Source organism: Paraburkholderia sp. MM6662-R1, from assembly GCF_050436245.1.
GTDB classification, from domain to species: Bacteria; Pseudomonadota; Gammaproteobacteria; order Burkholderiales; family Burkholderiaceae; genus Paraburkholderia; species Paraburkholderia tuberum.
In genome coordinates, this window is the sequence record NZ_JBNDLV010000001.1 from 3,506,383 (window position 1) to 3,523,698 (window position 17,316).

The 17,316-nt window shown below is 64.7% G+C and carries 15 protein-coding genes, 1 tRNA gene, 1 pseudogene and 1 riboswitch; of the genes and pseudogenes, 8 read left to right on the forward strand and 9 right to left on the reverse strand.

Features of this window, described 5'->3' with window-relative positions; translation table 11 throughout:
- Positions 1 to 665 precede the first annotated feature (665 nt).
- From OKW39_RS16680 to pepN, 8 genes and pseudogenes are all read right to left on the reverse strand, one after another.
- Complete coding sequence (locus OKW39_RS16680; RefSeq protein WP_429563058.1) at positions 666 to 2,780, reverse strand: acyltransferase family protein; 2,115 nt, start codon at positions 2,778 to 2,780, stop codon at positions 666 to 668.
- A pseudogene (locus OKW39_RS16685) lies at positions 2,777 to 3,121 on the reverse strand (IS3 family transposase); the annotation flags it as partial. The pseudogene OKW39_RS16685 and the gene OKW39_RS16680, both read right to left, overlap by 4 nt.
- A gap of 81 nt (positions 3,122 to 3,202) precedes the next feature.
- On the reverse strand, positions 3,203 to 3,619 hold the full coding sequence (locus OKW39_RS16690; protein ID WP_429563059.1) for a hypothetical protein: 417 nt from the start codon (positions 3,617 to 3,619) through the stop codon (positions 3,203 to 3,205).
- A 333-nt stretch (positions 3,620 to 3,952) separates the two neighbouring features.
- Positions 3,953 to 4,028, reverse strand: a tRNA-Thr gene (locus OKW39_RS16695).
- 74 nt (positions 4,029 to 4,102) lie between these two features.
- Positions 4,103 to 5,119 carry a class 1 fructose-bisphosphatase gene (locus OKW39_RS16700; protein WP_184053084.1) on the reverse strand — a complete coding sequence of 339 codons (1,017 nt, stop codon included), beginning with the start codon at positions 5,117 to 5,119 and terminating at the stop codon, positions 4,103 to 4,105.
- A gap of 85 nt (positions 5,120 to 5,204) precedes the next feature.
- Complete coding sequence (locus tag OKW39_RS16705) at positions 5,205 to 5,657, reverse strand: HigA family addiction module antitoxin (protein ID WP_090801406.1); 453 nt, start codon at positions 5,655 to 5,657, stop codon at positions 5,205 to 5,207.
- A gap of 16 nt (positions 5,658 to 5,673) precedes the next feature.
- Complete coding sequence (locus tag OKW39_RS16710) at positions 5,674 to 5,955, reverse strand: type II toxin-antitoxin system RelE/ParE family toxin (RefSeq protein WP_090801404.1); 282 nt, start codon at positions 5,953 to 5,955, stop codon at positions 5,674 to 5,676.
- Between the two features lie 197 nt (positions 5,956 to 6,152).
- The gene (pepN, locus tag OKW39_RS16715; protein ID WP_429563060.1) at positions 6,153 to 8,849 is read right to left on the reverse strand and encodes an aminopeptidase N; all 2,697 of its coding nucleotides are present in this window, start codon (positions 8,847 to 8,849) and stop codon (positions 6,153 to 6,155) included.
- A gap of 323 nt (positions 8,850 to 9,172) precedes the next feature.
- Here pepN and OKW39_RS16720 point away from each other — a divergent pair, with 323 nt between their 5' ends.
- Complete coding sequence (locus OKW39_RS16720; protein WP_187613225.1) at positions 9,173 to 9,868, forward strand: DUF4136 domain-containing protein; 696 nt, start codon at positions 9,173 to 9,175, stop codon at positions 9,866 to 9,868.
- Position 9,869: 1 nt separating this feature from the next.
- On the opposite strand, the gene OKW39_RS16725 is transcribed toward OKW39_RS16720, so the two are convergent.
- Positions 9,870 to 10,442 (reverse strand): TMEM165/GDT1 family protein, encoded by a 573-nt coding sequence (locus tag OKW39_RS16725; RefSeq protein WP_429563061.1) that lies wholly within the window; start codon positions 10,440 to 10,442, stop codon positions 9,870 to 9,872.
- Positions 10,443 to 10,452: 10 nt separating this feature from the next.
- A riboswitch (yybP-ykoY riboswitch) is annotated at positions 10,453 to 10,666 on the reverse strand.
- Positions 10,667 to 11,161: 495 nt separating this feature from the next.
- Here OKW39_RS16725 and OKW39_RS16730 point away from each other — a divergent pair.
- From OKW39_RS16730 to OKW39_RS16760, 7 genes are read left to right on the forward strand one after another with little or no spacing between them, the layout of a single operon-like run.
- Positions 11,162 to 11,887: a beta-ketoacyl synthase chain length factor gene (locus OKW39_RS16730; RefSeq protein ID WP_429563062.1), complete on the forward strand. Its 726-nt coding sequence runs from the start codon at positions 11,162 to 11,164 to the stop codon at positions 11,885 to 11,887.
- Positions 11,871 to 12,665 carry a lysophospholipid acyltransferase family protein gene (locus tag OKW39_RS16735; RefSeq protein ID WP_429563063.1) on the forward strand — a complete coding sequence of 265 codons (795 nt, stop codon included), beginning with the start codon at positions 11,871 to 11,873 and terminating at the stop codon, positions 12,663 to 12,665. The genes OKW39_RS16730 and OKW39_RS16735 overlap by 17 nt, the downstream gene beginning before the upstream one ends.
- A complete protein-coding gene (locus OKW39_RS16740; RefSeq protein WP_090801395.1) occupies positions 12,640 to 12,939 on the forward strand; it encodes a phosphopantetheine-binding protein in 300 nt (99 codons plus the stop codon). Before OKW39_RS16735 ends, OKW39_RS16740 begins: the two co-directional genes overlap by 26 nt.
- 2 nt (positions 12,940 to 12,941) lie before the next feature.
- Complete coding sequence (locus OKW39_RS16745; protein ID WP_013090186.1) at positions 12,942 to 13,193, forward strand: acyl carrier protein; 252 nt, start codon at positions 12,942 to 12,944, stop codon at positions 13,191 to 13,193.
- Entirely contained in the window at positions 13,193 to 13,861 is a 669-nt protein-coding gene (locus OKW39_RS16750; RefSeq protein ID WP_429451227.1) for a hypothetical protein, read from the forward strand. The genes OKW39_RS16745 and OKW39_RS16750 overlap by 1 nt, the downstream gene beginning before the upstream one ends.
- Positions 13,861 to 15,585: an AMP-binding protein gene (locus OKW39_RS16755; protein WP_429563497.1), complete on the forward strand. Its 1,725-nt coding sequence runs from the start codon at positions 13,861 to 13,863 to the stop codon at positions 15,583 to 15,585. Before OKW39_RS16750 ends, OKW39_RS16755 begins: the two co-directional genes overlap by 1 nt.
- Positions 15,585 to 17,309 (forward strand): glycosyltransferase family 2 protein, encoded by a 1,725-nt coding sequence (locus OKW39_RS16760; RefSeq protein WP_429563064.1) that lies wholly within the window; start codon positions 15,585 to 15,587, stop codon positions 17,307 to 17,309. Before OKW39_RS16755 ends, OKW39_RS16760 begins: the two co-directional genes overlap by 1 nt.
- Positions 17,310 to 17,316: the final 7 nt, after the last annotated feature.

Here is a 17,316-nt window from a genome sequence, read left to right on the forward strand (position 1 = left end):
GAGGTTGAACCGGTTCGCCGCAGCCTCGGCTCCCCTTGCCAAGGACGTTGCCGGTATAAATCACTGCACAACGCGGGCTGCGAATCGTGGCTTGATGAGTTGGCGCTTGCCCGAACACATGGCACGCGAATGTTGCGCCGATTCCGACGCTTCGTTGGAGGAAACGCGTTGGGACCACTCGCGCGCCTGATCGGGCGACTTAGACAGCGTCAAGCAGCACGGCCGGTCGGCCAACTTGATTGGCGCCGTCCACGACTATTCTGTCATCGGTTCATCCGCACGCACGCACGTGGAGACCATGTTGTTCGCATACGAGGCCGCGCTAATGCCGTACGGTTCATCCCCACGCACGTGGGGACCACACCAAGGACACAACGGCAAGGGTAGCGACAAGGTCAGACCGGCAGCGGGCGAACTCGAGCTACAACCTGGCCTTCTCACAGGTTATCCACCGCGACACCCGCCCGGGCCAGAGAAGGGCCGCGGGTGAGCCGTTGAACGAAACCGGTGCATCGGCCGACGGCAGAACGGACAGGGAACCTTTCTGCATACCCCATAATATTCGTCGCCCCCTCCGTCAACCTGACAGTACCCAAGCTCGCACAGCCGGTACTCGATCTTCGGACTAACTACCTCGCCAGCCATCGCCGGAACTCTTCCCCGCATCAGCTCGCGGACCCCGCTTCCATAAGCTTGCTGACGAGCTTCTTAAAGCTTGGCAACAGAAGCCTGTTCGCATAGCCGCTGAGGTGATCGCCATCGAAGACGAGCGGCCGGCCGTCGGCGGTGTGCGTTGAGCAGACCGAATCTGGGCACAGTCGTGGCAACGGGTCCCATACGCTAACTTCGGGGACCGCCTGCACGATGTGCGCATAGGATTCGAGCACCGGCGCCCGCAAGGCTTCCAGATCCGCACGGGCGATGCGGTCGCCGCCGGAACAGATGGGATTGTCGCGATTGAACCAGTCCGAACATCGGAACGGCTGGCTCCGAAACTCGGGTGTCGGCCCCTCCAGGATGACCTTCGCCCCTTTGGCTGCCAGTTTCTGCAAGATTGGAATGGCCTCTCGCACGCCGTCTACCCGGCTTTGCACGGCCTCTGGACCAAACATGTAGCCCCAGGCGCTCGAGTCGTCGAAGCGGGCCCACTCGTCGGAGAAACGTGGCAGCCGCAGCGAAGGCAGGAAGACCACGTCGCCGGGCCTGACCTGCGCCTCGATTTGAGCGATTGCCGCATCCGTCCCCGGCGCACAGCTCGCCACCTCATCTTGTTTGCGCGGCAGCAAAGCAATGAACGGACAGCCTCCATTGTTGTACGCGAAGACCTTCACGCCAGTATCCCGGGCGAATTCGCGCAACATCCTGTTGTAGGCCATCGCGTGCGAATCGCCGATCACGTACAGGCGCCCGCGATAGGTCGCCGGAAGCGAACATCCCGCACGTGAATATGTCCATACGGGCCCCCCGTTGAGCTTCGTCCTATTCCACGTGTCCAGACATCCGTCATTGCTGGGCTCAAGGGGGCGGCTCGGATACCAGTCGTCGGCACGTTGTGACACCACGCTCAGCGACAGATTCAGTTTCAGTTGGGCTGCCTGAATGCCGACCCACAACAGCGCTGCGCACGTCAACGTAGCTAAGCCCGCACCTACGAGAGCGGGACGCCGCATGCCTTTCAGGACCGCCGAGCGCCGCACAGGATTCTCGACGTAGTACCACGACGCCGTCGCCAGCGCGAAGCTCAGTACGGCCGCAAGCACGCGCCAGACAGGCGCATCGATCCCCGTCGTCCACCGCAGCAGCACGATCACAGGCCAGTGCCAGAGATAAAGCGAATATGAGATCTTGCCGACGAAAGTCACCGCTGGTGAAATGAGCAGCCTGTGCAGCCAATCCCGCGGCGCTCTTCCGTGCAGCGCGTACAGTACGCCAAGCGTGCCGGCAACCGGCAGCAGCGCTCCCGGAAAAGGAAGCTGCTCCGGGCGCAAGACCTTGAAACCAGCCGCAAGCAGCACCAGCGAACCAACGAGCAACGCCATCGAACCCAGCGTCCCATTGCGGTCGATCACGCCGAGCGGGCGCTTCGCGAGCGCGAGGAACTGGTATAGCAGGATACCGGATGCCAATTCCCAGAAACGCCCTGGAATCAGGTAAAAGTTTAGCCCCTCATTTCGCCTCGAAAGCCACCATGCGCTCAACACGGACAGAGCGAGCCCGCCGGCGAACAGAACAACGCAAAGCGTCTTTCTCGGACGTTTGCTCACCCACATGAAGAAAAGCAATGGAAAGATCAGATAAAACTGCTCTTCTACCCCAAGCGACCAGGTATGCAGGTACGGGTTGAATTCGGCGCGTGGCGAAAAATAGTCATCACCGATGAACGCGAGCACCACATTGCTCAACCCAAAGAAAGCAAAGAAGCCGGTGTATTTGTTGGTATCGCTCAGCCACGCGTTTGGAATGAACAGTGCTGAAAACAAGCCGGTCACCAGCAGGCACACCACGAGCGCTGGCACGATCCGCTGCACTCGACGCGAATAGAAATAGAACACGAAGCGCGACAACTGCATCGATTCGAGGTTTCCAACGGATGCGCTGACAACAAACCCGGAAACCACGAAAAAGATATCGACCCCTGCAAGCCCGCCGGGTAACCACTGCGCGTACAGGTGATAAACGATGACCGACAACACTGCGACCGCACGCAAACCGTCGATGTATGCCGCGTGCGCAGGACGGGCGAGTTGCGGCGCAGTAGTAGCGTTATGGCGTGGATTCATGGCATGAGAGTTAATGAGGCCGGTCGGAATCCGTGGACGCCAACGGGTTTAGCAGCGATCTTGTTCAAGTAGAAACGCTGCGTGAAAACCGCGGGAGACAGATAGTCAAGCTGCGCTTGTGTCCGCTGCCGGTTATAAGGGATCTCGATGTATTCCGTGATCTCTTGCTGCGCCCGCTGCCGACTGGCGAACCGCCGACGATAGGCCAACTCGCTCTTCAGCGTTCCCCAAAATGATTCGATCGATGCATTGTCAAAGCAGTTTCCTCGTCTGCTCATTGAGGCTTGCATGCCGAACTGGCTGACAAGATTCTGGTAAGCATGCGCGCAATATTGGCTGCCGCCCGCCGCAGGGTTGCCGGAACGTCTGCTCGCGCGGGGTTCAGACCTGCTCCGCTGATTCCGCGGCGATCATTGCATATTTCATCTCGATAAATAACCAGAAAAAGCCAAGGTGCCGTTGCCCTTTCTCTCGTTTGCTTTTACGGACGATTGTGACGTAAAAAGTTTAGGGAAATGTATAGGCCAGCGATGTATTTCGTGCGCTCCCCCACAGAAGCGATAAGAAATGTCGACTTCATCGTCGAGGAACTTCATCGGCGCGAACCGGAGGATCCATCGCGCATCGGTGCGACGCGCGTTGCCCTGCGGAACCAGCGTAACAATCTGCTTGCCTTCGCTGGCGTGCTGGACTAGAAGCTCGGCGCCATGGACCGCGCGAGCGGCGTTTCGGACCACCTCGTGCGGGCGACTTGTCTGCTGCACCGCAAGCCGGACACCTCCGTCACGTTCTGGCAGGCGTGGAACCGGCTGCACGCCGCCATCGGCCACAAGTTCCACGATCTCTACAGGGCCGTGTCGCAGGCTCGACGATGAGGACAGCGCTGACTGCCAGCGTGAAACACGCAACGGCCCGATCAATACCGACCCAGACTCCGACGGCGAATGCAAGCATGACACCGAGCGTCGAAACGAAGCGCAAGCGGAAGGTCCCTTCGCGCACGAACGTCGCCCCACCGGCGTGGCTCGCCAGTTTGTCCAGCTGCGCGATCGCGTCCTTTGGACAGAGGGTTGGTGTCGTCGCGCTGACGGGAAATGCCTACACCATGCCTACATGGAGCCCGAAAAGCAAAAAGCCCAGTCGCAATGACTGGGCTAAGTGCTTGAATCTGTTGGTGCCGGAAAGAGGAATCGAACCCCCGACCTTCGCATTACGAATGCGCTGCTCTACCGTCTGAGCTATTCCGGCATCAGGAGAAACGAAATTATAGGGACTACTTTAGTGCCTTGACAAGCCCCTTGAGGCATTTTTTTCTTTCGAGATCACTTCTTCGCTTCGAGGTGATAGCGGGTCACGCGATCGACCTCGTTCTTCGAGCCGAGGAACACCGCGACGCGCTCGTGCAGGCTCTTCGGCTGGACGTCGAGAATGCGCTTCTCGCCGTTGGTTGCGGCGCCGCCCGCCTGCTCGACGATGAACGCCATCGGATTCGCTTCGTACATCAGACGCAGCTTGCCCGGCTTGTCCGGCGTGCGCTTGTCGGCCGGGTACATGAAGATGCCGCCGCGATTCAGGATGCGATGCACGTCGGAGACCATCGACGCGATCCAGCGCATGTTGAAGTCGGCCTGACGCGAGCCGTCCTTACCCGCCTTCAGCTCGCCGATGTATTGCTGAACCGGCGGATACCAGTGGCGTTCGTTCGACGCGTTGATCGCGTACTCGCGCGTTTCGACGGGAATGCGCATGTCGCTTTGCGTGAGCACCCACGAGCCGAGCTCGCGATCGAGCGTGAAGCAGTTCACGCCGTTACCGGTGGTCAGCACGAGCACCGTTTGCGGGCCGTACACAGCATAGCCCGCGGCGACCTGCTGCGTGCCCGGCTGCAGGAATGATTGCTCGGTGGCCTGATGGCCGTCCGGGCAGCGCAGCACCGAGAAGATCGTACCGATCGACACGTTCACGTCGATGTTCGACGAGCCGTCGAGCGGATCGAACACGAGCAGATATTCGCCCTTCGGATAGTTGGCCGGAATCGGGAAGAATTGTTCCATCTCCTCGGAGGCCATGCCCGCGAGGTTGCCGCCCCATTCGTTCGCCTCGAGCAGAATTTCGTTCGAGAGGATGTCGAGCTTCTTCTGCACTTCTCCCTGGACGTTTTCGCTGCCCGCCGAGCCGAGCGCATCGCCGAGCGCGCCCTTGCTGACGTGGTAGCTGATCGCCTTGCACGCGCGCGCGACGACTTCGATCAGCAGGCGCAGGTCGGCGGGCAGGTTGTTGGTTTCGCGCTGCTGCTCGATCAGGTACTTCGTGAGAGTGGTACGACGTTGCAAAGACATTGCTGTACTCCGGAAGGCTAGAAGAATGATGGGATTTTAACCGCTCGTTTGTGTCGGCTCCGTGCTTTTGATCGCACGGCCGGCTTCAGGTCTTGCGGCGCGCCTTGGCCGAGACGGTGCCGCTGACGCTGGCCGCGAGGGCCGCGGCCCGGGCGTGTCCGGCCGGCACGCGGGGCAGTTTCGGGCGCTCGGCGCGCGGCATCGGTTCGATTTCCCGTTCGATCTGCTCGCCGGCGGCGGCGGTGGCGACGCGCAGGTCGTAGGCGATTTGCAGATTGAGCCAGAACTGCGCGCTGGCGCCGAAGTAGCGCTCGAGCCGCAGCGCGGTATCGGCGGAGATTGCGCGGCGGCCGCGCACGACGTCGTTGATGCGCGGCGCCGGCACCCGCAGCGCGAGCGCGAGCGCGTTGACGGACATGCCGAGCGGCTCGAGGAACTCGCTGCGCAGAATTTCGCCCGGATGGATCTCGGCAATGGCCGCGCCCGTGTCGATGTCGGAGAAATCGATGCTGTTGAGCGCGGAGCGTTTGATGACCATGTCGGTCTCCCAGTAGTCAGTGATAGTCGATGATCTCGACATTCAGCGCGTCCTCGCCGACGAAGTGAAAACAGATGCGCCACTGCGCATTGATGCGGATGCTCCATTGCCCGCTGCGCTGGCCTTGCAAGGCTTCGAGCCGGTTTCCGGGCGGCGCGTGCAAATTCGAGACGGAGCTCGCGGCGTCGATCATCAGCAACTTGCGATGCGCTAGCGCCTGGATCGAGCGTGGCAACGAATGCACGAACCTGCCCTGGAAAATTCTTGCGGTGGCCTTGTCTGCGAATGTCGTGATCATCGAATAGTATAACGTATCGCGTTAAATGTAAACCATCAAACCTGTACGTATACTTTCTGCCCGGCGAGGTCCGATGAACAGTCGGCCAAACGGCTAACGGCGCGACACGAGCGCGTGAACGCAGCTGAAAACAACGCGAAAAAAAAGCCGGCAACGCGTGCCGGCTTTCCGATGTGACTCGGGAACTCAGAGAGGCATCACGCCAACGCCTTCTCGACGATCTCGCGCACGTCGCGCGACTTGACCTGTGCGGCCACTTTCTCGAGCGCCGCGCGCATGCTGTCGCGCAGCGCCGGCGTGAAGCGTCGCCAGAGTTCGAGCGAGCGCGCGAGGCGCGCGGCCACCTGCGGATTGAGCGCGTCGAGCGCGATCACCTGCTCGGCCCAGAATGCGTAGCCGGAGCCATCTGCCGCGTGGAACTGCGCGGGGTTCGCCGCGCAGAAGCTGAAAATCAGCGAACGCGCCCGGTTCGGGTTCTTCAGGTTGAAGGCCGGATGCGTCATCAGCTTGCGCACCGTAGCGATCACCGGATGTCGTGCGCCGCCGCGCTGGGTGGCCTGCAACGCGAACCATTTGTCGATGACGAGCGGCTCCTTCTCGAAGCGTCGATAGAAGTCGTCGAGCGCGTGCTGCGCCTCGGGGCTGCCGCCTTGCGGCGCGGCCGCGTTGAGCAGTGCCGACAGCGCGGCCGCGCGGTCGGTCATGTTGTTCGCGGTTTCATATTGCGCGGCCGCGACACGCACGGCGTCCGCGGAGTCGTCGAGTTCGGTCAGATACGACAGCGCCAGATTCTTCAGCGCGCGATGACCGGCGGCCTCGGGCGTCGTTTCATAGGCGCCCGGCGTGCGATGCTGCTCGTAGACCTTCAGCCAGTTGTCACGCAGCGCATTCGCGAGGCGCTTGCGCACGAACTGCCGTGCCGCGTGCACCGCGGCCGGATTCGATTCGGCCATCTGCTCGGCCAGATACGCTTCGGACGGCAGCATCAGTGCGAGCTCGCGGAACGCCGGCGACAGCGTCTCGTCGGTCAAAACGCGCGCGAATGCGGCGACCACCGAGTCGTCGAACTGCAGCGCCGCGCCCGTGGCCGCGCGCGCGGCCAGCGCGAGCAACTCGCGCGTGGCAAGCCGCTGGCCGGCTTCCCAGCGGTTGAACGGATCGCTGTCGTGCGCGAGCAGGAACGCGAGCTGTTCGCCCGTGTAGTCGTATTCGACGATCACCGGCGCCGAGAAATTGCGCAGCAGCGACGGCAGCGGTTCCTGCCCGACGTTGACGAACGTGAAGGTCTGCTCGGTCTGCGTGAATTCGAGCACGCGCGTGGTCGACCCCGACGCCTTCGGCTCGCCGTCGAGCTGCAGCGGCAGATCGCGGCCGTCCTTGCCGATCAGACCGATCGCGAACGGAATCAGCAGCGGCCCCTTCTGCGTTTCGCGCGCGGCCGGCACGGCATCGCCGTAGCCCTGGCGCAGTGTCACGCTGTAGCGCTGCTGCGCGGCGTCGTAGCGCGTGCGCACCGACACGCGCGGCGTGCCGGCCTGGCTATACCAGCGCTCGAACTGCGCGAGGTCGCGGCCGTTCGCGTCGGCGAGCGCGTGACGGAAGTCGTCGCAGGTCACGGCCTGGCCGTCGTGACGCTTGAAGTACAGGTCCATGCCGTTGCGAAAGCCGTCGCGGCCGAACAGCGTCTGATACATCCGCACGACTTCCGAGCCTTTCTCGTAGACGGTCATCGTGTAGAAGTTGTTGATCTCGACGTAGCTTTCCGGGCGCACCGGATGCGCCATCGGGCCCGCGTCCTCGGCGAACTGCATCTGGCGCAGCACCCGCACGTCCTCGATGCGCTTGGTCGCGCGCGCGGCTTCGTCGGTGGCGCCGCCCGCCATGTCGGCCGAGAACTCCTGGTCGCGGAACACCGTCAGGCCTTCCTTCAGGCTCAGCTGGAACCAGTCGCGGCAGGTCACGCGATTACCGGTCCAGTTGTGGAAGTACTCGTGGCCGACCACCGCCTCGATGTTCGAGAAGTCGGTGTCGGTGGCCGTTTCCGGGTTCGCGAGCACGTACTTCGTGTTGAAGATGTTGAGCCCCTTGTTCTCCATCGCGCCCATGTTGAAGTCGCTGACCGCGACGATCATGAAGCGGTCCAGATCGAGCTCGAGCCCGAAGCGCTGTTCGTCCCAGCGGATCGAGTGGATCAGCGAATCCATCGCGTGACGGGTCTTGTCGAGATCGTGCGGCTCGACCCAGACCTGCAGCAGCTTTTCCTTGCCTGAGCCGGTCTTCACGCGTTCTTCGAGCGCGACGAGCTTGCCCGCGACGAGCGCGAACAGATAGCTCGGCTTCCTGAACGGGTCTTCCCAGCGCGCGAAATGGCGGCCGTCGGGCAACTCGCCTTGTTCGAGAAGATTGCCGTTCGACAGCAGCACCGGATAGTCGGCCTTGCTCGCGCGCAGCGTGACCGTGAAGCTCGCCATCACGTCGGGGCGGTCGAGGAAATAGGTGATGCGGCGAAAGCCCTCGGCTTCGCACTGCGTGAAGAAGTTGCCGCTCGACACGTACAGCCCCGACAGCGTGGTGTTTTCCGCGGGATTGCAGATGCTGGTGAGGGTCAGCTCGAAGCTGTCCGGCACGTCGTCGAGCAGCAGGCCGTGCTCGTGGGGGTGCGCGTTCGGGAATGGCTTGCCGTCGATCGCGGCGCTGACGAACTCCAGTTGCTCGCCCATCAGTTCGAGATGCGCGGCGCGCGACGCATCCGGGTTGCGGCGAACACGCATCCTGTTCCTGACGACCGTGCGTTCGGGGACCAGATCGAACTCCAGCGCGACGGTGTCGATCAAGAAGGCGGGCGGCGCGTAATCGGCGCGGCGGATCAGATTGGGCGTTGCGGTATCGGCCATGGCGTTCTGTGGTGGTGTACTCGAGCGGTCGGGCGCGCAAACGGCGCGCGAGCCGGGCTTGGTCGACTCATTGTACAAAGCCTCGGGCAATCGTGCGGAAGGGAAGGGGGCCGAGTCTCGGCGCCGGGTAGCGCTGCCGCTTTCGACGGACAGGGGAAGAACCTTTTACCGGCTGGCGAGGTCAGCGTATTATCGGGCGCCGCGCGTGGCGGAGCGCCGGCATCGTCCGCCGGGCAGCGGATCGCGCGACGGAATAATCTCGACCGAAGCAGAGTTTTAACTGAAGCAGAATAGATGCAATCAGAGGCATCACGAGGCAGACCATGAACATCGATCGATGGACCCGCCGCGTCGCGCTGCTGTTCGTCGCGCTGACGGCGCTGCTGTCCGGCTGTACGACCTACGTGACCACGCAGGTCACGGCGTTCTCGGACTGGAGCGGAAGCGACGCGACGCGCACCTATGCGTTCACGCGGCACGAGGATCAGAAGAACAATCTCGAACTGAGCGCGTACGAGCGGATCGTCGCGAACGAGCTCGCCTTGCACGCGTTCCGCGAAGTCTCGCACGACGACGCGCGCTATCTGGTCGAGCTCGCCTATGGCATCCGCTCGGACATCGTGACCGTCGCGCAGCCGGTCTACTACAACCCGTGGCCCGGTCCTTACTGGGGCCGGCCGTTCGATATGTGGGGACCGTGGGGGCCTTTCCCGGCGACGTACGTGAACCAGAGCTATCCGGTGTTCACGCATCTGCTCGGCATCCGGATCACCGAGCGCGCGAGCGGCCGGGAAGTCTACAACGTCACGGCGCGCAATGTCGGCGAGGAGTCGTCGCTGGTGCGGGCAATGCCATATCTGGCGCGTAGCGCGCTGGCTGATTTCCCGCTGGCCAACGGCGCGGTGCGCACCGTGAAGATTCCGCTCGGCGGCGGTGGCGGCGCGGACGCCAACGAAGTGTCGCTGCCGGCGGCCACGCCCCCCGCGGGCGCGGCGTCGGCGCCGAAGGCCGCGCAGTAGCTCAGACCCCGACCCCGAACAACGCCATCGCGCCCAGCACGACGAACATCACCGCGGCGATGCCGTGCACGAGCCTGGTCGGCAGGCGATGCGCGAAGCGGTCGCCGAGCAGGATCGCCGGCACGTTCGCGATCATCATGCCGAGCGTCGTGCCGCCCACCACGCCGAAGAAATCGTGAAAGCGCGCGGCGAGGGCGACCGTCGCAATCTGCGTCTTGTCGCCCATCTCCGCGAGGAAGAACGTGACGACCGTCGCGCCGAACACCCCGAAGTGCGTGCGGTTCGTGTTGGCTTCCTCTTCGTCGAGCTTGTCGGGCACGAGAATCCACAGCCCCATGCCGATAAACGACGCCGCCAGCGCCCAGCGCATGATGGTCGGCGTCAGCATCGAGCCGAGCCACGCGCCGAGCGCGCCGGCTCCCGCGTGATTGACTAGCGTCGCCGCGAGCACGCCGAGAATGATCGGCACGGGCTTGCGATAGCGCGCGGCCAGCACGAGCGACAGCAGTTGCGTCTTGTCGCCGATCTCGGCGAGCGCGACCGCTCCGGTCGAAATCAGAAAAGCTTGATTCACGTTGAACGGATTCCTCGGGCCGAAGATGAACGAGCGACGACCCACGACACGCCGGGCCCTGTTGCGGCGCGTGTGGATCATCGGTCTCGCCAGGCCAGAGGCTGCGACTGCCATGGCCGTGCAGGCCAAGTCTGTTGACAGGCGCCCCCGCGAACCACACGTGCGACGCACCGGCGAAGCGGTGCGGACGTGCCGCGGGGCGGCTACTCCCCAATGAGGGCCGGAGTATAGCAGGCGCGGGCGCATCGTTGCCACGAATGTTGTTTGCACGGACGACGCGGCGTCGGTGTTTTCGCTCTGCGGCTTATTCGAAGAAAGACGAATGAAAGGTTTTTCGTCGGTTCCGGCGGCGTTGTCGCGCCAGCGCCGACGCACGAGATCGCCTTTCCGGTGCGTCGGCGCGGCCGGTCTTGTCAAATCGTCTAACAATGTGTTGCGTGACAGGCGCGGATACAGATGGATACGTCTTTCCTCGCCGATCTGATTCAAAATACCCGGTACTATTCGGCCACAAAAGGAGCCTGAGCCGCTATCCACTACACCGATTGTCAGGGGCGCCTGACAAATCGGGCCCGATCGCCGGTGCTGCATTCCCTGACTGGCAGACTGGTCGGTCCCGGGCTGGAACTTCCCGATCCGCGCGGCGGCGCTCGCCGTGACGGCTGTGTATTCCGTCAGGCGCTTGAGCCCCTTCCCCGTTTCCACGCGCGAACACCAATATGCCCGATCTGCACTGGACCATTCCGGTCGGTCGCTGGTCTAGCTGGCCGGCTACCTCGTCTGCCGCACCCGATATCGGCTTCATCGAGCCGATCGTGCGGCGGCGTCTCAGCACGCTGTCCAAGCTGGCGCTCAAGGTCGCGCACGACTGCGTCGCGCAGGAACCCGCGCGCGTGGTGTTCGCTTCGCGGCACGGGGAGTTGCGGCGTACCACCGACATCCTGCGCAGCATCAGCGCCGGCGAGCCGGTATCGCCGACCGCCTTCAGCCTGTCGGTGTTGAACGCGATGACCGGCGTGTTCGGGATTGCGCGCGGCGACCGCTCGGCCGCGAGCGCGGTATCGGCTGGAGCGCAGACGCTCGGCTATGCGCTGCTCGAAGCGTACGCGCAATACGCGACGCAACCGGATGCGCCGGTGCTGCTCGTGTATGCCGACGAACCGGCCGATCTCGCGTACGGGACGATCGAAGACGAAGTGCACGGCGGTGCGATCGCGGTGTTGCTCGACAAAGATGCGTCGGCTGGGCAGGTTGTTTGCTCTTTGACCCGCGCTGACGAGGAGGTAGCCGAGCAACGCGGCGACCCGCGATCCGCGTTGAGCGACGCCCCGAGCTTTCCGACCCAGAGCCAGGCGCTGCTGCACTGCCTCGAAACCGGCGAGCCCGCGCGCTGGCAGCGCGCCGGTGCGCTGTGGCACTGGAGGTGGGATGAGCGCGCGGCTTGATTACGCGTGGCGTTTTTGCGCGACTGGCCTCGCTTTCGTCGCGTTCGGCGTGTGCGGCATGCTGTTTTCGGTGCTCGTGTTTCCGCTCGCGTGGCTGTGGCCGCATCGCGCGTCGCGGCAGCGCGCGGTGACCGTCGTGATTCACCGGTTTTTCCGCGCGCTCGTTGCCGTGCTGCGCGGTCTCGGCGTGATGGAACTCGAAGTGTCCGGCGCCGAGGCGTTGTGCGCGGGCGGGCCGGCGATCGTCGTCGCGAATCACCCGACTTACCTCGACGTGATGGTTCTGCTGTCGTTGACGCCGCGCGCGTGCTGCGTCGTGAAGCACGCGCACTGGCACAACCCGTGTTTCTGGGGCATCGTGCGCGCGGCCGAATACGTGAGCAACGCGGACGCGATCGCGCTCGTCGAGGCCGGCGCGAAGCAGCTCGCGGCCGGCTATACGATGATCATTTTTCCGGAAGGCACGCGCAGTCCGGCGCCGAACCGGCTGCACGCGTTCTCGCGCGGATTCGCACACATGGCGCTGAAGGCCGGCGCGCCGATCGTGCCGGTATTGATGGATTGCGATCCGCCCGCGTTCACGCGGCAGATGCGCTGGTACGACGTGCCGGCGCGCGCTTTCCGGATGCGCGTGAACGTGCTCGCGCCGCTTGGCGTCGACGAGCTGGCCGCGCACGACACCACCGCGGCCATTGCGGCGCGCAGCGTGACGAATGCCGTAGAAGCCCACATTACCCAGCACCTGTTCGACTATGGATTCTTTAAAACTGGAAATTAAAAAGCTTCTGATCGAAGCCCTCGATCTCGAAGACCTGAGCCCCGCCGATATCGACGACGACGCCCCGTTGTTCGGTTCCGACGGCATCGGTCTCGATTCGATCGACGCGCTCGAAATCGGCATCGTGCTGCGCAAACAATACCAATTGACCATCGTGGCGAACGACGAACGTACGCGCGAGCACTTTCGCTCGATCAACACGCTTGCCGCGTTGGTCGAGAGTCAGCGCGAAGCGGCGCACGCTGCGAACGAAACCGCAAGGAAGGGAGTTTAATCGTGACCGAGACTGAGATTCTTGAGCGCATCCGCGCGATCTTTCAGGAAAACTTCGCGATCGAGCCGCAGCGTGTGACGCCCGACGCTCACCTGTTCGAAGACCTCGATCTCGACAGCATCGACGCGGTCGATCTCGCGATCAAGCTGCAGGAGATGACCGGCCGCCGCATCAAGCCGGAGAACTTCAAATCCGTGCGCACGGTCGGCGACGTGATCGGCGCGGTCGAATCGCTGCTCGCGGCGCAAGGCTGATGCCGGTCGCGCACCCGCGCACGCAGATGTCGCAGCCACGTCCCGCCGCAAGCGAATCCGGCGCGCGGCCTCACTGGAGCAGGACCGTCCTGCAGGTGCTGCTGAAACTCGCTTACCCCGCGCTGATCTTGTGCGCATGGCGCTGGGACGCGCCGCGTCTCGTCGGCGGCATGCTGCTGGTGACTTTATGGCTGCAGCGCTGGGCCGGTGGCGGTCCGGTTGCGATGTCGCTGCGGCAGCTTTCCACGCTCGACTGGAGCGTGGTGGCGATGCTGAGCTGCGCATCGGCGACGATCGTCGTCACCGATAGCGAGCTGCTGCTGCGCTTCTATCCGTCGCTCGTCAATCTCGGTTTGCTGATCGCGTTCGGCGCGACGCTCGTGCGCGGGCCGTCGATGATCGAAAAATTTGCGCGCCTCGGCAGTCCCGATCTGCCGCCGGGTGCGGTGCGCTATACGCGGCGCGTGACCCAGGTCTGGTGCGTTTTCTTCGTGCTGAACGGCGCGTTTTCCGTCTACACCGCGCTCTATTGGAGCCGCGCGGCCTGGTCGCTGTACAACGGCGCGATCGCCTATGCACTGATCGGCGCGCTGCTGGCGGGCGAATACGTATGGCGACGTCTGTTCGTGCTGCCGCGCGCCGCGCGAGCGGATTCGGAGGCCGCCTGATGCTCGCGTTGCACGATCTGTTGTCGGCCGATGCCGCGCTTGCGACGTCCGCCGCACCGGTGTGCCGCGATGGCGCCGTGCTGCTCGATCGCGCGGCGTTTCGCGCGCGCGTCGAGGGCTTGATCGAGCTCGTGCGAACGCCCGACGTGCGGCGCTGCGCGCTCTGCATCGACGATCCGTTCGAGTTCGCCTGCGCATTGTTCGCGCTGTTCGCGTGCGGCAAGGAGCCGGTGATTCCGGCCAATGCAACGCCGGGCTATCTCGCCGATCTCACGCACGCTTACGACTTCCTGCTGACGGATGCGGATCTGCCGCCGTTCGTCGCAGCGACGCATCGCACGGCTCACACCGCCCACCCGATCGACGCCCATGCGCCGATGACGCTCTACACATCCGGCAGCAGCGGCACGCCGAAGCCGATCCGCAAGACGCTCGCGCAATTCAACGCCGAAGTCCACACGCTCGAACGGCAATGGGGCGCATTGCTCGGCGACGCGACGATGCTCGCGAGCGTGCCGCATCACCACATCTACGGTTTGCTGTTTCGCGTGTTGTGGCCGCTCGCGGCCGGCCGCGCGTTCGATCGCGCGATCGGCGGCGAGCCGCTGCAACTGCAGGCGCGCATCGCGCAATGCGGCGCGACGGCGGTGGTGTCGACGCCCGCGCAGCTGTCGCGTTGGCCCGCGTTGCCGGGCTTCGCCGCGCTTACTCCCGCGCCGCGCGCGTTCTTTTCGTCGGGTGGCCCGCTCGCGGCCGACGCCGCGCTGGCCTATGCGGCGAGCTACGGCGCGGCGCCGCTCGAAATCTACGGCAGCACGGAAACCGGCGGGATCGCGTGGCGGCGTCAGGATCAGGGCGACGCGTGGCAGCCGGTCGCCGGCGCCGAGGTGCGCCGCGACGACGACGGCGCGCTGTGCGTGCGCTCGCCGCATCTCGACCACGACGGCTGGCATCGCACCAGCGATCGCATCGCGTTCGATGCCGACGGGCGCTTCCGCTTGCAAGGGCGCCTCGACCGCGTGCTCAAGCTCGGCGGCAAGCGCGTCTCGCTGCCGGAACTCGAGGCGCGTCTCGCGCTGCATCCGTATGTCGCGCAGGCGGCGCTGGTGCCGCTCATAGGCGCGTCGCGCGAACGCGTCGGTGCGGTGGTCGCGCTGACCGAAGCGGGCGGCGCTGCGTTGTGCGACGAAGGCCGCGTCGCGCTGGCGAAAACGCTGCGTTGGCATCTGGCCGATTACTTCGATGCGGTCGTGCTGCCGCGTCATTGGCGTTTTCGCGTGAGCCTGCCATTCGACGCGCGCGGCAAGCTGCCCGCGAGCGCGGTTGCGGCCGCGTTCGCGCCGCTCGCCGAGGGCATGGAAGTGCTCGCCGAAACGCGCGTCGGCGACATGCGCGTCGGCGACATGCGCGTCGGCGACACGCTGCACTACGTGCTGCGCGTGCCGCAGTCACTCCAGCATTTCGCCGGCCACTTTCCGGGTCTGCCGATTCTGCCGGGCGTCGTGCAGGTCGACTGGGCAGCGCGGCTCGCGGCCGGGCATTGGCCGCGCGTGCGAGCGGTGGCATCGGTCGACCGCCTGAAGTTCATGGCGCCGGTGTCGCCCGGTGCGGTGCTCGAGCTCACGCTCGCCTATGATGCCGCGCGCCGGCGTGTGCAGTTCGCGTACCGGCTCGACGGACGCGAATGCGCGTCGGGCTTGCTCGTGCATCGGGAGGACGCGTGATGACGTTCGCGCCCTGCATCGTCATTCCGATCTACAACCACAAGGACGCGATCGGAGCGAGCGTCGCGCATCTCGCGGTGCACGGCCTGCCGATCTTCGTCGTCGACGACGGCAGCGACGCGCCGACCCAGCTGGTACTCACCGCGCTCGCGTTGCAATACGCGCAGCAGATGACGCTGCTGCGTCTGCCCGCAAACGGCGGCAAGGGCGCGGCAGTAATGGCGGGCCTGCGCGCGGCGCGCGCCGCGGGCTACACGCACGCGCTGCAGATCGACGCCGACGGCCAGCACGATGCGACCGACGTGCCGCGCTTCATCGATGCCGCGCGCGCCGAACCCGGCGCGGTGATTCTCGGCCGTCCGGTCTACGACGACAGCGTGCCGAAGGCACGTCTGTACGGCCGCTATCTGACCCACGTGTGGGTGTGGATCGAGACGCTGTCGCTGACGATTCGCGATTCGATGTGCGGCTTTCGTCTGTATCCGCTCGCGCTCGCGTGCGAGCTGATCGACAGCGTGCGACTACCCACGCGCATGGACTTCGACATCGAGATCCTCGTGCGTCTCTACTGGCGCCGCGCCGCGTTCCGCTCGATCCCGACGCGCGTGACCTACGCGGCCGACGGCGTGTCGCATTTCGACGTGCTGTGGGACAACGTCCGAATCAGCCGCAGCCATACGCGGCTCGTGTTCGGGATGCTGTGGCGTCTGCCGATGCTGCTCGCGCACAAGCTGATGCCGCGCCGCGGCGCGCTGGCCGCCGCCGCCGATGAAGCCCGGCCCGAAGCCTGGTGGCGCATCGCCGAACGCGGCAGCCGCCTCGGCATGAGCCTGCTCGCGCTGAGCTGCAAGCTGTTCGGCCGCCGCTTCACCGCGCTGTGGCTGCATCCGGTCGTCGCGTATTTTCTGCTGACGGGCCGCGCGGCGCGCGCCGCGTCGGACAACTACTTCGCGCATCTGAGCGCGGTCGCGCCGTCGGCGGATACGCCGCGCCCGGGCTGGCTGTCCGCGTATCGCCATATGCTCGCGTTCGCGCAATCGGGCTTCGACAAGCTCGCCGCATGGACCGGTCGCGTCGACGACACCGACGTCACGTTCGACGATCCTGCGGCGTTCGAAGCACTGATCGCGAGCGGCAAGGGCGCGCTCGTGATCGGCGCGCACCTCGGCAATCTGGAGATGATGCGCGCGCTCGCCATCCGCGGCGAACACGCGAAGGTCACGGCGGTCGTCTACACCGGGCACGCGCGCCGCTTCAATGAGGTGCTGGCGTCGTCGAATCGCGACTTCGCGCGGCATCTGCTCGAAGTCGGCGACTTCGGTCCCGAGACGGCGGTGCTGATGCAGCAGCGCATCGATGCGGGCGAACTGCTGGTGATCGTCGGCGATCGGGTGCCGGCGCGCGAGGCGGGACGCACCACCGACGCGCAATTTCTGGGCGCGAGCGCGCCGTTCGCGCAAGGACCCTACGTGCTCGCGCATGCGCTCGGCTGTCCGGTCTACCTGTTCTTCTGCCTGAAGGAACGCGACGGTTACCGCATGTATTTCGAGCCGTTCGCCGAGCGCATCGAGCTGCCGCGCCGCGAACGCGCGCAGCATCTGGCAGCGTGGGCGCAACGCTACGCGCTGCGCCTCGAACACTATTGCCGCAAGGCCCCTTACCAATGGTTCAATTTCTTCGATTTCTGGGCCAGCCCCGAGCGAGGCGCAAATGGCCGACCATGATCTGAAC